This is a genomic window from Citrobacter sp. RHB35-C17 (assembly GCF_013816795.1).
GTDB lineage: Bacteria > Pseudomonadota > Gammaproteobacteria > Enterobacterales > Enterobacteriaceae > Citrobacter_A > Citrobacter_A amalonaticus.
In genome coordinates, this window is sequence record NZ_CP057150.1 from 3,970,636 (window position 1) to 3,984,222 (window position 13,587).

13 protein-coding genes are annotated in these 13,587 nt (G+C 55.6%); 7 read left to right on the top strand and 6 right to left on the bottom strand.

The window, feature by feature from the left end:
* Positions 1–78 precede the first annotated feature (78 nt).
* A complete protein-coding gene (locus HVZ37_RS18940; protein WP_099433756.1) occupies positions 79–594 on the top strand; it encodes a GNAT family N-acetyltransferase in 516 nt (171 codons plus the stop codon).
* Here the strand turns inward: HVZ37_RS18940 and tsr are convergent.
* Together tsr and HVZ37_RS18950 are read right to left on the bottom strand one after the other, a co-directional pair.
* Complete coding sequence (gene tsr, locus HVZ37_RS18945) at positions 591–2,255, bottom strand: methyl-accepting chemotaxis protein (protein ID WP_042999311.1); 1,665 nt, start codon at positions 2,253–2,255, stop codon at positions 591–593. The genes HVZ37_RS18940 and tsr overlap by 4 nt on opposite strands.
* 165 nt (positions 2,256–2,420) lie before the next feature.
* Positions 2,421–3,428 (bottom strand): Ldh family oxidoreductase, encoded by a 1,008-nt coding sequence (locus HVZ37_RS18950; RefSeq protein WP_044253886.1) that lies wholly within the window; start codon positions 3,426–3,428, stop codon positions 2,421–2,423.
* Between the two features lie 296 nt (positions 3,429–3,724).
* Between HVZ37_RS18950 and btsT the strand changes: the two genes are divergently transcribed.
* From btsT to yjiA, 3 genes are all read left to right on the top strand, one after another.
* Positions 3,725–5,875, top strand: coding sequence for a pyruvate/proton symporter BtsT (gene btsT, locus HVZ37_RS18955; protein ID WP_042321961.1), 2,151 nt, complete (start codon positions 3,725–3,727; stop codon positions 5,873–5,875).
* 107 nt (positions 5,876–5,982) lie between these two features.
* Complete coding sequence (locus HVZ37_RS18960; RefSeq protein WP_024130742.1) at positions 5,983–6,186, top strand: YbdD/YjiX family protein; 204 nt, start codon at positions 5,983–5,985, stop codon at positions 6,184–6,186.
* Positions 6,187–6,198: 12 nt separating this feature from the next.
* The gene (gene yjiA / locus HVZ37_RS18965) at positions 6,199–7,158 is read left to right on the top strand and encodes a GTPase (protein ID WP_042999308.1); all 960 of its coding nucleotides are present in this window, start codon (positions 6,199–6,201) and stop codon (positions 7,156–7,158) included.
* A gap of 68 nt (positions 7,159–7,226) precedes the next feature.
* Here the strand turns inward: yjiA and HVZ37_RS18970 are convergent, their stop codons facing one another.
* From HVZ37_RS18970 to HVZ37_RS18985, 4 genes are all read right to left on the bottom strand, one after another.
* The gene (locus HVZ37_RS18970; protein ID WP_181627881.1) at positions 7,227–8,288 is read right to left on the bottom strand and encodes a DUF2955 domain-containing protein; all 1,062 of its coding nucleotides are present in this window, start codon (positions 8,286–8,288) and stop codon (positions 7,227–7,229) included.
* The gene (locus tag HVZ37_RS18975; protein WP_042999306.1) at positions 8,278–9,345 is read right to left on the bottom strand and encodes an HlyD family secretion protein; all 1,068 of its coding nucleotides are present in this window, start codon (positions 9,343–9,345) and stop codon (positions 8,278–8,280) included. Before HVZ37_RS18975 ends, HVZ37_RS18970 begins: the two co-directional genes overlap by 11 nt.
* Positions 9,346–9,350: 5 nt before the next feature.
* Positions 9,351–9,815 carry a MarR family transcriptional regulator gene (locus tag HVZ37_RS18980; protein ID WP_042999305.1) on the bottom strand — a complete coding sequence of 155 codons (465 nt, stop codon included), beginning with the start codon at positions 9,813–9,815 and terminating at the stop codon, positions 9,351–9,353.
* A gap of 149 nt (positions 9,816–9,964) precedes the next feature.
* Positions 9,965–10,129 (bottom strand): DUF1127 domain-containing protein, encoded by a 165-nt coding sequence (locus HVZ37_RS18985; RefSeq protein ID WP_071888362.1) that lies wholly within the window; start codon positions 10,127–10,129, stop codon positions 9,965–9,967.
* Positions 10,130–10,305: 176 nt separating this feature from the next.
* Between HVZ37_RS18985 and HVZ37_RS18990 the strand changes: the two genes are divergently transcribed.
* The 3 genes from HVZ37_RS18990 (at position 10,306) to HVZ37_RS19000 (ending at position 13,359) form a co-directional block, all read left to right on the top strand.
* A complete protein-coding gene (locus HVZ37_RS18990) occupies positions 10,306–11,718 on the top strand; it encodes a PLP-dependent aminotransferase family protein (protein WP_044264485.1) in 1,413 nt (470 codons plus the stop codon).
* A 135-nt stretch (positions 11,719–11,853) separates the two neighbouring features.
* A complete protein-coding gene (locus HVZ37_RS18995; protein ID WP_181627882.1) occupies positions 11,854–12,669 on the top strand; it encodes an AraC family transcriptional regulator in 816 nt (271 codons plus the stop codon).
* A 48-nt stretch (positions 12,670–12,717) separates the two neighbouring features.
* The gene (locus HVZ37_RS19000; protein ID WP_181627883.1) at positions 12,718–13,359 is read left to right on the top strand and encodes a LysE family translocator; all 642 of its coding nucleotides are present in this window, start codon (positions 12,718–12,720) and stop codon (positions 13,357–13,359) included.
* Positions 13,360–13,587 lie beyond the last annotated feature (228 nt).

A 13,587-nucleotide genomic window follows, 5' to 3' on the forward strand; every position in this document is an offset into this window, starting at 1 on the left:
CCCGCTCGCGGGGACTTTTCCCTGTGACCGGACAGCGCGTTATACTGCCCTCATTGTCACCTTATTCCCGGTATCGTTATGCACATTACGGTTCGCCCCACTACACTGGCAGACGCTGCCGTTCTGCCTGCGATTGAACGCTCAGCAGGACAGCGTTTTTTAACGGTGCCAGCGCTGGCATGGATCGCGGACGATCACATTGTCAGTGCGGAACTGCACCGTGAATATGCCGCTAAAGGATTGAGCTGGCTGGCGCTGGTTGACGATCGGCCCGTTGGATTTCTGCTGGGCGAAGCGATGGAGACGTCGCTGTATATTGCCGAATTTTCGCTGCATCTGGCGTGGCAAGGTAAAGGCATTGGCCGCCAGTTAATCAACACCGTCGCGCAATGGGCGTGTGAGCAGGGCTTTACCTCCCTGACGCTCACCACGTTTCGCCATGTCGCCTGGAACGCACCGCTGTATCAACATCTGGGATTTGAAATACTGGAAGAGAACGCGTGGCCGGCGGCATTACGCCAGAAGCGAGAGGAAGAAACGGCGCATGGCATCCCGTTTGAATCGCGTTGTGCCATGCGCCTGATGCTTAATTAAAACGTTTCCCAGTTATCCCCGGTTTCCGCTACAGCGGCTTTACGCGGTTGAACCGTTGTGGAAACGGACTTCACGCTGGCAACGTCACGCGCACGCTGCTGTTCCTGCTGGATACGAAACACGGCGACGGCCTGCGTCAGACGGCTGGCCTGCTCTTCCAGCGCCGCAGCGGCGGCGGCTGACTCTTCCACCAGCGAGGCGTTCTGCTGAGTTACGCGATCCATTTCCGCCACGGCCAGACCGACCTGGTCAATCCCACGGCTTTGCTCATCGGAAGCCGACGCGATTTCGCCCATGATGTCGGTCACGCGGGTTACCGCATTCACAATCTCATCCATGGTTTCACCGGCGCTTTCTACCAGCGTAGAACCGACGTCAACACGGCTCACGGAGTCTTCAATCAGGCTCTTGATCTCGCGCGCTGCCTGCGCACTGCGCTGCGCGAGGTTACGTACTTCACCGGCAACCACCGCAAAGCCGCGTCCCTGTTCACCTGCACGTGCCGCTTCGACCGCTGCGTTCAGCGCCAGAATGTTAGTCTGGAAGGCAATGCCGTCGATCACGCTGATAATGTCAGCAATTTTCTGTGAACTGGAGGCGATATCGCGCATGGTTTGCACCACGTTATCCACCACTTTTCCGCCTTTTTGCGCCGTTTCGGACGCGCTCAGCGCCAGATGGCTGGCCTGACGGGCGTTTTCGGCGTTTTGCTTAACGGTCGCCGTCAACTCTTCCATGCTCGCCGCCGTCTCTTCCAGAGAGGCCGCCTGCTGCTCGGTACGGGAAGAGAGATCGTTGTTACCCATCGCGATTTCGCTGGCACCGCTGTAAATGGCGTTCGCGCCGTTACGCACATCACCCACGGTACGCACCAGTTCACCCTGCATGTGGCGCAGGCTTTCCGCCAGTTGGCCCATTTCATTGGTGCCTTCTACATCAATCCGCTTCACCAGATCGCCGCTGGCAATGTGACGAATGCTCGCGATCAGGCGGTTCATTGGCGCGATCAGCGACAGTTTGATGCCAAACCAGACGGCAATAATGACCACCAGCACCGCTAACAACACGCTGCCCAGAACCCACATCGCCTGGCTGTAAGAGCTGTTGTTGTCCTCTACCGCCAGGTCATACAGACGGTCGTTCTGTTGCAAGTAGTTCACATACTGCTTCTCAAAACCATCCTGATACCCCTGGGTTGGCTGATCGAAAAACTCGTTGATTTTCCCGGCCCCCAGCAACTGGATCAGTTCGGCTAACGCGTTGTGATAGATATCGTAATTGCGTTTAATTTCCGCCGATGCCGCTTCGCTTTGACGTGGGTCACGCGGTAACGCTTCATAGTCCGCCCAGTTTTTCTCCGCCTGTTTCAAAGAGGCGCTGGCAATCTGCATCAGCTCCGCAACGGTCGCGCCGCTGCCGATATTGTTCTGATCCATCATGTAGCGGATACCCGCACGGTTAAGGGTGTTACGCGTTTGCAGCAGAGCCACCCAACTGCCGTTCAGCGTAGACTGCTGCTGGCGAATAGTTTGCAGAACGGTGAAATTCTCTTTGTCATTTTTCAATGCGTTAAAGAACAAACCGCCCGAAGTGAGTTGTAAAAGGCCAAATAAAGCCAGAACCAGCAATAAGCTGGTCACAATCTTGATACGTTTTAACATGTTTTCTCTTTCCGCTAGACAGATACTCTGGTTGTCGGCCTGGAACGAGAAAACTTTATGCAATCGCGAGGGGTATCACAGGAAATTTGTTCAATTAACTGGCAAAAAATGCGATTACCCTCTACCCGAACGGGAATCAGGCGAGGATGCCTCGCCCGTTCTGCCTTATCTCAGTGCGGAAATGTCCTCAAACAGGGAACGGGTAATCGTCACCCCTTCCAGCAACGATTTCTCACGCGAACTGAAGCGTCTTTCTCCTGGTAAGCGTGCGCCTTGCTCTTGCATTGCGGCAAACAGGGTTTCGGCGCGATCCATATGATGATGCGCCTCATCCCCGAGGAACCGGGACGGGTCAAGTGCCAGAATCAGCTCGCCGCCGTATGGCAGACCGCCTGCCCCCTCATCCCAGGCCAGCGATTCCGCACTGGTCATATCACCGATGAGCGGCCCTGCCAGCAGTTCAACCATTGCCGCAAACGCCGAGCCCTTGTGTCCGCCAAAGGTCAGCATCGCGCCATTTAATACCGCCTGAGGATCGGTTGACGGTCGCCCTTCGCTGTCGATACCCCACCCTTCCGGAATCGCTTTTCCAGCTCGCAGATGCAACTGGATCTCGCCGCGCGCCGCCGCGCTGGTCGCCATATCAAAAATGTAAGGCGGTTTGCCTTTGCGCGGCCAGCCAAACGCGATGGGATTGGTGCCAAACAGCGGACGCGTACCGCCTGACGGTGCGACCCAGGCGTGACTTGGCGTACAGGCGTAGCCCACCAGTCCGGCGTCCGTCAGAGGTTCAATATCTGCAAATAATGCGGAAAAGTGAACGCAGCGGTTGATCGCCAGCGCCGCAATTCCGCATGCGCTGGCTTTACTGATGAGCAACGGCAGCGCCTGTTCATAGGCCACCAGCGAGAACGCGCCGCCAGCATCTGCTTTGACGATAGCGGGCGCCTGATCGAAAATCTGCGGACGGGCATCAGCGGAGACTTTTCCTTTACGCAGGGTCTCGACGATCCCCAGCAAGCGCCATAACCCGTGAGACGCGCAGCCGTCGCGCTCGCCCGCCGTCACATTGCGCGCGATAGCATCCGCATGTTCCGCGCTAAAGCCGTTGCTGCTCAGCACCTCACGCGCCAGCGTGTAAGCCTCAGATAAAGTGAGGTTTACTGTTTCCATGTTGTTCTCCTTAGAATGTTGTCGGCAATAAGCGTAGTCGGTATTCACCCTTCGTTGGCGGATTTTTCTTTGTGATCTCAGTCACATAATATTTACCGCCCGGCGATCCTCTTTACCGCTTACTGACACTTCTGACCGCTTAACTCACCATTTGACCGCTCACTTATTTACCTTACTTTACACGCGCGACTCTCTGGCAAGATCGTCACCAACATAGCAGTCAAATTACCTCTTCAAACGCAACCCAAACCAAACGGCTTCGGCCAATTATTCATCTTATAAAACCAGGTTTTACTATGGATACGAAAAAGATATTCAAGCACATACCCTGGGTGATCCTCGGGATCATCGGGGCATTCTGCCTCTCGGTTGTCGCCTTACGCCGGGGTGAACACGTCAGCGCCCTGTGGATCGTGGTCGCTTCCGTGTCGGTATATCTGGTGGCTTACCGCTACTACAGCCTGTACATCGCCCAGAAGGTGATGAAGCTCGACCCTACACGTTCGACACCTGCGGTCATCAATAACGATGGCCTGAACTACGTTCCGACCAACCGCTATGTCCTGTTCGGACACCACTTTGCCGCAATCGCGGGCGCTGGTCCGCTGGTCGGTCCGGTTCTGGCGGCGCAGATGGGTTACCTGCCTGGTACCCTGTGGCTGTTGGCGGGTGTGGTGCTGGCGGGTGCGGTCCAGGACTTCATGGTACTGTTTATCTCTTCTCGCCGTAACGGCGCGTCGCTTGGCGAGATGATTAAAGAAGAGATGGGCTCCGTGCCGGGGACCATTGCCCTGTTTGGCTGCTTCTTAATTATGATCATCATCCTCGCGGTACTGGCGCTGATCGTCGTAAAAGCGCTGGCCGAAAGCCCGTGGGGGGTCTTCACCGTTTGCTCCACCGTACCTATCGCGCTGTTCATGGGGATCTACATGCGCTTCCTGCGTCCGGGGCGTGTGGGTGAAGTGTCGGTGATTGGTATTGTTCTGCTGGTTGCGTCTATTTACTTCGGCGGCGTGATTGCTCACGACCCGTACTGGGGCCCGGCGCTGACCTTTAAAGACACCACCATTACCTTTGCACTGATCGGCTATGCGTTCGTTTCTGCACTGCTGCCAGTATGGCTGATCCTCGCTCCACGCGACTACCTGGCCACCTTCCTGAAAATCGGCGTGATCGTCGGCCTGGCGCTGGGTATCGTGATCCTCAACCCAGAGCTGAAAATGCCGGCCATGACCCAGTACATCGATGGTACCGGTCCGCTGTGGAAAGGTGCACTGTTCCCGTTCCTGTTCATTACTATCGCCTGTGGTGCGGTCTCTGGCTTCCACGCCCTGATCTCTTCCGGTACCACGCCGAAACTGCTGGCCTGTGAAACAGACGCCCGCTTCATCGGTTACGGCGCGATGCTGATGGAATCCTTCGTGGCGATCATGGCGCTGGTTGCAGCCTCCATTATCGAGCCGGGTCTCTATTTTGCAATGAACACCCCACCGGCAGGCCTGGGCATTACCATGCCGAACCTGCATGAAATGGGGGGTGAGAACGCGCCGCTGATTATGGCACAGTTGAAAGACGTGACCGCGCATGCGGCGGCAACCGTCAGTTCCTGGGGCTTCGTGATTTCGCCAGAGCAGATCCTGCAAACGGCGAAAGACATCGGCGAACCGTCCGTTCTGAACCGTGCTGGTGGTGCACCGACGCTGGCGGTAGGTATCGCGCACGTGTTCCACAAAGTGTTGCCGATGGCGGACATGGGCTTCTGGTACCACTTCGGTATTCTGTTTGAAGCGCTGTTCATCCTGACCGCGCTGGATGCCGGTACCCGTTCTGGTCGCTTTATGTTGCAAGACCTGCTGGGCAACTTCGTGCCGTTCCTGAAGAAAACCGACTCTCTGGTTGCCGGTATCATCGGTACGGCGGGCTGCGTGGGTCTGTGGGGTTACCTGCTGTATCAGGGCGTGGTCGATCCGCTGGGCGGCGTGAAGAGCCTGTGGCCTCTGTTCGGTATCTCTAACCAGATGCTGGCAGCCGTGGCGCTGGTTCTGGGTACCGTGGTACTGATTAAAATGCAGCGCACCAAATACATCTGGGTGACCGTTATCCCGGCAGTATGGCTGCTGATCTGCACCACCTGGGCGCTGGGCCTGAAACTGTTCAGCTCCAACCCGCAGATGGAAGGCTTCTTCTACATGGCTAACCAGTACAAAGAGAAGATTGCCAACGGCGGCGAACTGACCGCACAGCAGATTGCTAACATGAATCACATCGTTGTGAACAACTACACCAACGCCGGCCTGAGTATTCTGTTCCTGGTGGTGGTGTACAGCATCATCTTCTATGGTTTCAAAACCTGGATGAATGTGCGCAACGTCGACAAGCGTACCGATAAAGAAACACCGTACGTTCCGATTCCTGAAGGCGGCGTGAAGACCTCTTCACATCACTAAGCTGATGCCGGGTAACGCTTCGCATACCCGGCCTACAAAATGCTGTAAGCGTAGGCCGGATAAGGCGAAAGCCGCCATCCGGCTTTAATCATTCACGAGGCGGCACAATGTTTGGTAACTTAGGTCAGGCAAAAAAATATCTCGGCCAGGCGGCAAAGATGTTGATTGGTATTCCAGACTACGACAACTATGTCGAGCATATGCAAACCAACCATCCGGACAAGCCGTACATGAGCTATGAAGAATTCTTCCGCGAGCGCCAGCAGGCGCGCTACGGCGGCGACGGTAAAGGCGGCATGCGCTGCTGTTAGAAGGAGAAGTGAATGACCCCGATTGCAGTCACCCTACTCACCGGTTTTCTTGGCGCAGGTAAAACCACCCTGCTACGCCACATCCTCAACGAAGAACACGGCTACAAGATTGCCGTTATCGAAAACGAATTCGGCGAAGTGTCCGTGGACGATCAGCTGATTGGCGATCGCGCCACGCAGATCAAAACCCTGACCAACGGCTGCATCTGCTGTACCCGTTCCAACGAGCTGGAAGACGCGCTGTTAGACCTGCTCGATAACCTCGATAAGGGCGCCATCAATTTTGATCGTCTGGTGATCGAGTGCACCGGCATGGCCGACCCCGGCCCGATTATTCAGACCTTTTTCTCCCACGACGTGATTTGTCAGCGCTATCTGCTGGACGGCGTGATTGCGCTGGTTGATGCGGTCCATGCCGACGATCAAATGAACCAGTTCACCATCGCCCAGTCGCAGGTCGGCTATGCCGATCGCATTCTGCTGACTAAAACCGACGTCGCTGGCGAAAGTGAAAAGCTTCGCGAACGTCTGGCGCGCATCAACGCCCGCGCCCCGGTGTATACCGTTACGCACGGCGATATCGATCTTTCTCTGCTATTCGACACCAACGGTTTTATGCTGGAAGAGAACGTCGTCAGCGCCAAACCGCGCTTTCACTTTATCGCCGACAAGCAGAACGATATCTCTTCCATTGTGGTGGAACTGGATTATCCGGTGGATATCGGCGACGTCTCCCGCGTGATGGAAAACCTGCTGCTGGAATCCGCCGAAAAACTGCTGCGTTACAAAGGTATGCTGTGGATTGAAGGCGAACCGAACCGTCTGCTGTTCCAGGGGGTGCAACGCCTGTACAGCGCCGACTGGGACCGCCCGTGGGGCGACGAACAACCGCACAGCACGCTGGTGTTTATCGGCATTCAGTTGCCGGAAGACGACATCAGAGCCGCCTTTGCGGGGCTGAAGAAGTCGTGATTCCCGTGCCCGATGGCGCTACGCTTAACGGGCCTACGGTTCTTCCCCGGGCGGCAGCCATCCGACACTCACTCCACCACAAATCGCGTCGCCGCAAAGCAGTTCAGTATTCGGTGGACCAGAAAGACCATCGTCAGCGTTGCCAGCAGCGCGACGGTGACTGAGGTGATGCGATACAGGTCGCTGAACACTAAATCGCTGTTCGGGTGCAGGTTCTGGCCGAACATAATACCGATTGTGGTGATGCTGGCGAACCCCACGCCTGCACCCACTTTTTCCATGACGTGCAGACGGGCGCTAAAAGCCAATCCAAGACCGATCAGCGGCATCATTAACAGCATGTGATTACTGAAATCATAAATCAGTAACTGCACCACCAGAATATAGAGACAGGCCAGTACCACACCGACGACGCGCCAGAGGGAACTCAGGACCGCGCCGCGATAGTGCATCGGAAAGAGGATCAAAATCCCCGCCATCAGCGCTGACAGCGAATCGCTCAGATCGCAAATCTGGAAGATCACAAAGATCATCGTCGCCACGGTGCCGGAAAGCAGCGATTCGTGGCGAATGCGGGCGTCGTCTTTCTCAATGCGCGGCGGCGAGTTACGCGGTTCCACATCGGGGATCAAATAGTGCAGCAGCGCACTCAGCGCTACCGCCATCACGCAGGCTTCCATGTTGGAAAACATCAGCGTGTGCCAGTCTGTGGTGGGATAGCTCATAAAATTGAGCATCGTACTCTGGCAGACCACACCCATTGACCCCAGCAGAAACAGCGGCCCCTTGCTCATAAAGCGAAAGCGCATCACGTAAAGACCAAACACCACCAGCGTCATGATCACTGGCCACTGCGAGAGATAACCGACAATCAATACCATTTCGACGCAGTTCACCGCCGCACTGAACACAAACTGCCGCGCTACGTGGCGGTTAAACACCGGTACCAGCGACATCAGCATCAACGGATAGACCACGAAGAAAACGCCGTACTGGACGTTGTAAAAGGTCGAAATACTTAGCGCGATCGTCCCGGCAACGGCTATCCGCAGAGTCTGGTGAAAGTCGTTGGCTGTATAGACGATGTTGTCATGTGGCGTGAATACGCGCGCCAGGGTGTTAATAGACATAATGCAGCCAACTGACCAGGCGGATTTGCGCGCCAGCAAAAGTACGGGCAAAGGGGCCTTCGCTGTTATACAACTGCACCGTGGCGCGGGCACCGGTCGGTAACGGTTTGTCCAGTGGTTCACTCAGCGTCACGTGAATACGCATCCGCTGCGCATCGCGCACCCAACGGGTGGATTGCTCTGGCTGCGACAGTTGACCGTTGACCTCTTCCTGTCCGGCGAGGATCCCCGCATCGCTGCTGGTCACACGCGCACGGAACACTTTACCCGGCATGGCATCAAACACCACGGCGGCATCGGTATTGACGCGGGTATGTCGCAGGCTCTTCTCGCGGAAATCGGCCACGATATCCGTCTGATTACTGACCAGCGCCAGCAGTGGCGTGGCGGCGGTAGCGTAAAGCCCGGCGTTAAGCTGGAGATTACTCACCGTTCCGTCCGTCTCTGCGCGCACTTTTGTCCATGCCAGATTCAACTGCGCCTCTTCCAGCGCGTTGCGATACTTTTGCAGCGTCACGTTATGGCTGTCTTCGCGCTCGCCGCGTTGGATCAGCAGATTCTGGATGTTGGCATGCAGCGCGGTTACCGACTGTTCGCTGGTCTGCCAGGTCGTCCGCACCCTGTCGAGATCCGCCTGCGAGACGTTTTGCATCGCGCTTAGCCGCTGATAACGATCGAACGTCAGTTTGTCATTACGCGCCGTATATTCAGCAGTACGCAGGTTGGCGCGGGCAGAAGCAATCTGTGCATCCAGTTGCTGATTGCTCAGTCTGGCCTGCGCAAAGGCGATTTGCGCGGCCTCGACTTTGTTGATAAATGGCGTGGGATCCAGCTCGTAAAGCAGATCGCCTTTTTTTACCGTGCTGTTGTTCTGCACGTAGACGTGAGAAACATACCCGGAAACGCGTGCTGAAACCGGCGTAACTGTACGCATCACCGTGGAATCTGGCGTCAGCGGGATCCAAATATCGGCAACGATAAACCAGGCGAATATGGCAAGGAAAGCGGCAATACTCACCCTTACCCAACGGGCAAATTTTTGTTCTGGGGTCATCATAGTTTTTAGTGTTGATTATCTTCTTCGCGGATTGTCCGCAGATTGCAGGCGATTACATTTAAGGTGGCGCTGAAGGAAGCGAGATCTGCTTCAGGAATGGTACGCGTGACGCGACATTGATAGGCTTCAATCATCCGGTTCAACTCTACCAGCCGGGCACGGCCTTCCGCAGTTAGCATTAGCAGACGGATGCGTTTGTCATAAGGCGATGTGGAACGCACCAGATAGCCCTGATTTTCCAGTTGTGTGAGCGTGCGCATCAGCGGTGGCAGTTCAATACCCTGCACCTGTGCCAGTTCACTGACCGAAACGTTATCGCCCAGTTGATACAGTTGCATCAGCACCGTCCAGCTGGACTGGGTCAGGCCGGTATCGGTAATAGCCGCATCAATAATGGCCCGCCATTGACGCACGACCATCGCCATACGCATCCCCAACGGGCGGCGGGCAAACAGCTCATCTTCAGTCATGTCTCTTTCCTCTCTAAGCGAAAGGAAAATAATACTTATCATGATAAGTATCAAGAAACACACTGTCTGTAAGCATGAATTGATAAATTTTATGAATGTAACAAAGGCCGGACGGGTTCAACCTCCAGCCTCTGACTGCTACAGTCACGCTATTCAATCTGATCCCGGCGTAATCCCAGATCCTTGAGTCGCTCATCACTCATCTGTTGCAGGATCCGTCGGGTTTGCGCCTGCAGATGCCATTTTTTAAACGCTCGCCAGATCAGGACAAAACCAATAAACGGCTGCTTTGCTTTGTTTTCATGAAATTCCATACTCCACCCCCTCTCATACCAGAGCCTGTATTCTGGCGGTTTTCGAGTGGATCAATACAGATTCAAAAACAGCTTTTATTTAACATACAGATTCGCTAATACTGTCTCTGCATCGCACATTTTGCACCTGTCTGTACTGGTTTTTACATCTGTATGGCATCTTCGAGGGATACAGCATGACCCGTTACCAACATCTGGCCAACCTGCTGACCGAGCGTATTGAACAAGGGCTGTATCGTCACGGAGAGAAATTGCCGTCAGTACGCAGTCTGAGTCAGGAGCACGGTGTCAGTATCAGCACCGTACAGCAGGCGTATCAGGTACTGGAATCATTGCAGCTCATTACGCCGCAGCCCCGTTCAGGCTACTTCGTCGCGCCTCAGAAAGCGCTGCCGCCGGTCCCGCCGATGTCGCGTCCGGTACAGCGTCCGGTTGAGATTACCCAATGGGAGCAGGTACTGAACATGCTGGAAGGCCATCACGACCAATCGGTTATCCCGCTTAGCAGCGGTATTCCGGATGTTAGCCAACCCAGCCTGAAACCGCTCTGGCGCGAACTCAGTCGCGTAGCACAACACAATCTGAGTGCGGTTCTGGGCTACGATGAACTGGCTGGCAGCCTCGCACTACGCCAGCAAATCGCCCGGCTGATGCTGGATGGCGGATCGGTGGTTAACGCCGACGATCTGGTGATCACCAGCGGCAGTCAAAGCGGCATGTCACTGGCCCTGCTGGCCGTCTGCCAGCCAGGAGACATTGTCGCTGTGGAATCCCCGGCTTATTACGGCACCATGCAATTGCTGCGCGGTTTAGGGATCAAAGTGATTGAGATCCCGACCGATCCGGATACCGGCATCAGTATTGAAGCGCTGGAGCTGGCGCTTGAACAGTGGCCGATCAAAGGCGTTATCCTGGTGCCCAATTGCAATAACCCGCTCGGTTTTATCATGCCGGACGCCCGTAAGCGGGCGGTGCTGGCGCTCGCTCAACGCCACGACATTGTGATTTTCGAGGATGATGTTTACGGTGAACTGGCGACAGAGTATCCCCGCCCCAGAACCATTCACTCCTGGGATATCGACGGTCGGGTTATCCTTTGCAGTTCATTCACTAAATCGGTCGCCCCTGGCCTGCGCGTCGGCTGGGTCGCTCCGGGTCGTTATCACGACAAATTACTGCATATGAAATATGCGGTCATTGGCACCAACGTTCCCGCCACACAACTGGCGGCTGCGACGTTTGTCCGGGAAGGACACTACCATCGCCACGTCCGGCGTATGCGCCAGATTTATCAGCGTAATATGGAGATTTATACCTGCTGGGCGCGGGAATATTTTCCCTGCGGCATCTGCGTTACGCGACCAAAAGGCGGTTTTATGCTGTGGGTCGAATTGCCGGAACAAGTGGATATGGTTTGCGTTGCCAAACAGCTTTGCCGCCTGAAAATTCAGGTCGCGCCGGGCTCACTGTTTTCCGCATCAGGGAAATACCGCAACTGTGTGCGCATAAACTGTGCGCTCCCGCCCAGCGAGAAGCACCGGGACGTGATGCAGAAGCTGGGCGAGGCGATCAAAGTCGCGATGGAGTAAACATTCGACTTACCGGACGGCCTGAACGCGACACAACGTATTCAGTGAATCACACTCTGCAGCTCTTCTGCGGAAAGTCCGGTAAGTCTTTGTACCGTGATATAACAAAGCATGACTATGCCGGAGGCACTAATTGTGACCCACACCCGAGATATTCCACAATCGTTCTGGCGCGATGAGCGACTTGCATGGCTGGAGCTGCGCAGCACCTGGCGCAGCCATCAGGCCTATAAGCGCCATCATCATCCGCAGCTCTCCATTGGGGCCATTCTGGAAGGTGAAACCTGCTGTGTCAGCGATGGCAAAGAATACCGTTTGCAGGCAGGCGATCTGATTGTGATCCCACCGCATGTGCCGCACAGCTGTAATCCGGTCGATGGACAGTGTCGCAGCTACCATATGCTCTACCTGGACGCGGACTGGTGTGTTGCCCAGTTGCCCGAACAGACAATCCCTGCACCGTTTTTCGCCCCGAACCCGGTGATCCGCGATCCACAACGCTTTCAGCACTTTCTCGACCTTGTGGCGTTAATGGAGAAACGACAAACCGCGCCGCTTATCGATGCCGTCCGTTTCCTGCTGCGCGCACTCCCCTTGCAGTCAGGAAATCCGCCGCGCACGCGAGCGACCAGTCAGTCTCTGAAAGCGCGGCTGCACAACAATTTGCTCTCTCCACCGTCGCTAGATGATGTCGCGCAAGAGTTCGGCATGCGCAAAGAGACGCTGATTCGCACCTTTAAGCAGGACACCGGTCTGACGCCGGGCAGCTATCTGAACATCGCGCGGATCGATTTTGCCAGGACGCGACTGCGCGCCGGAGACGATATCGCCGACGTCGGTTATCAGAGTGGTTTTGCCGACCAGAGCCATTTCCACCGCACCTTTGTCAGCTATACCGCCGCCACACCGCGTCAGTATGCGCGGGGGCGATCAATATCAGACAATAATTAGCGTTTCACCGGGCGTAGCGTGAACTCAGGTTTACACACTGAGGTCACTATGGAACCGTTGTCTGTACTCTTTCCCCCTGCCTTTCCCGCCCTGGCGCTGGCTCACTTTGTGGCGCTGCTCAGCCCCGGACCGGATTTCTTTTTACTGGTGGGCTACGCCGTTCGCTATCGACTGCGCGGCAGCGCCGGGCTGTGCCTGGGGATCGCCGCCGGTAACGGCATTTATATCCTTCTGGCGATTGCCGGCTGGGGGATCCTCCGTCAGCTTCCCCAGCTCTTCACGTTGATCGCACTATTGGGCGCACTTTATTTAATGTGGATCGGCAGCCTGCTGCTACGCAGTCGTCCGCAAACGCTGACGGGCGCAGATGCCCAGTCCACGCGTCCGGGATTGGGCAAACAAGTGCTGCTGGGGCTGGGTTCGTCGCTGCTCAACCCGAAAAACGCCTTGTTCTATCTGGCGCTGATGACCGCCCTGCTTGGCCCGTCAGTGACGCTGGTGCAGCAGGCCGTCAGCGGGATCTGGATGACCAGCGTCGTACTGTGCTGGGATCTGTTGATTGTGATGGGGATTGGCCTGCCGTTTATCCAGCGACGGCTAAGCCACGGGATCGTGTGGATCGAACGTCTCGCCGGGGTCGTGTTGATCGCCTTTGGCTGCGGGATCGTCTGGCGCTTTCTCTTCCCGTAGCTCATTGAGATACTGAATGAATTCAGCCCATTCTATTGACTAACATCAAATTATAATGACACTTAAGGTGTATATTTTCCGTTCAACTTACTTTTCCCGAGGTGTGATGTGCTGATAACCATCTGTAATCGCTACACATTCTGACAAGCGTCAGAATGTGTTCCCCTGTCTGTGATTCTCATGGGCAGTGCTTTTGATTACATGAAATTCAGTACATCCGCAGTCTGC

Bases quoted from the DNA above. Each gene is read 5' to 3' on its own strand.
- HVZ37_RS18940 (WP_099433756.1), top strand. From the start codon at position 79: ATGCACATTACGGTTCGCCCCACTACACTGGCAGACGCTGCCGTTCTG.
- tsr (WP_042999311.1), bottom strand. From the start codon at position 2,255: ATGTTAAAACGTATCAAGATTGTGACCAGCTTATTGCTGGTTCTGGCT.
- HVZ37_RS18950 (WP_044253886.1), bottom strand. From the start codon at position 3,428: ATGGAAACAGTAAACCTCACTTTATCTGAGGCTTACACGCTGGCGCGT.
- btsT (WP_042321961.1), top strand. From the start codon at position 3,725: ATGGATACGAAAAAGATATTCAAGCACATACCCTGGGTGATCCTCGGG.
- HVZ37_RS18960 (WP_024130742.1), top strand. From the start codon at position 5,983: ATGTTTGGTAACTTAGGTCAGGCAAAAAAATATCTCGGCCAGGCGGCA.
- yjiA (WP_042999308.1), top strand. From the start codon at position 6,199: ATGACCCCGATTGCAGTCACCCTACTCACCGGTTTTCTTGGCGCAGGT.
- HVZ37_RS18970 (WP_181627881.1), bottom strand. From the start codon at position 8,288: ATGTCTATTAACACCCTGGCGCGCGTATTCACGCCACATGACAACATC.
- HVZ37_RS18975 (WP_042999306.1), bottom strand. From the start codon at position 9,345: ATGATGACCCCAGAACAAAAATTTGCCCGTTGGGTAAGGGTGAGTATT.
- HVZ37_RS18980 (WP_042999305.1), bottom strand. From the start codon at position 9,815: ATGACTGAAGATGAGCTGTTTGCCCGCCGCCCGTTGGGGATGCGTATG.
- HVZ37_RS18985 (WP_071888362.1), bottom strand. From the start codon at position 10,129: ATGGAATTTCATGAAAACAAAGCAAAGCAGCCGTTTATTGGTTTTGTC.
- HVZ37_RS18990 (WP_044264485.1), top strand. From the start codon at position 10,306: ATGACCCGTTACCAACATCTGGCCAACCTGCTGACCGAGCGTATTGAA.
- HVZ37_RS19000 (WP_181627883.1), top strand. From the start codon at position 12,718: ATGGAACCGTTGTCTGTACTCTTTCCCCCTGCCTTTCCCGCCCTGGCG.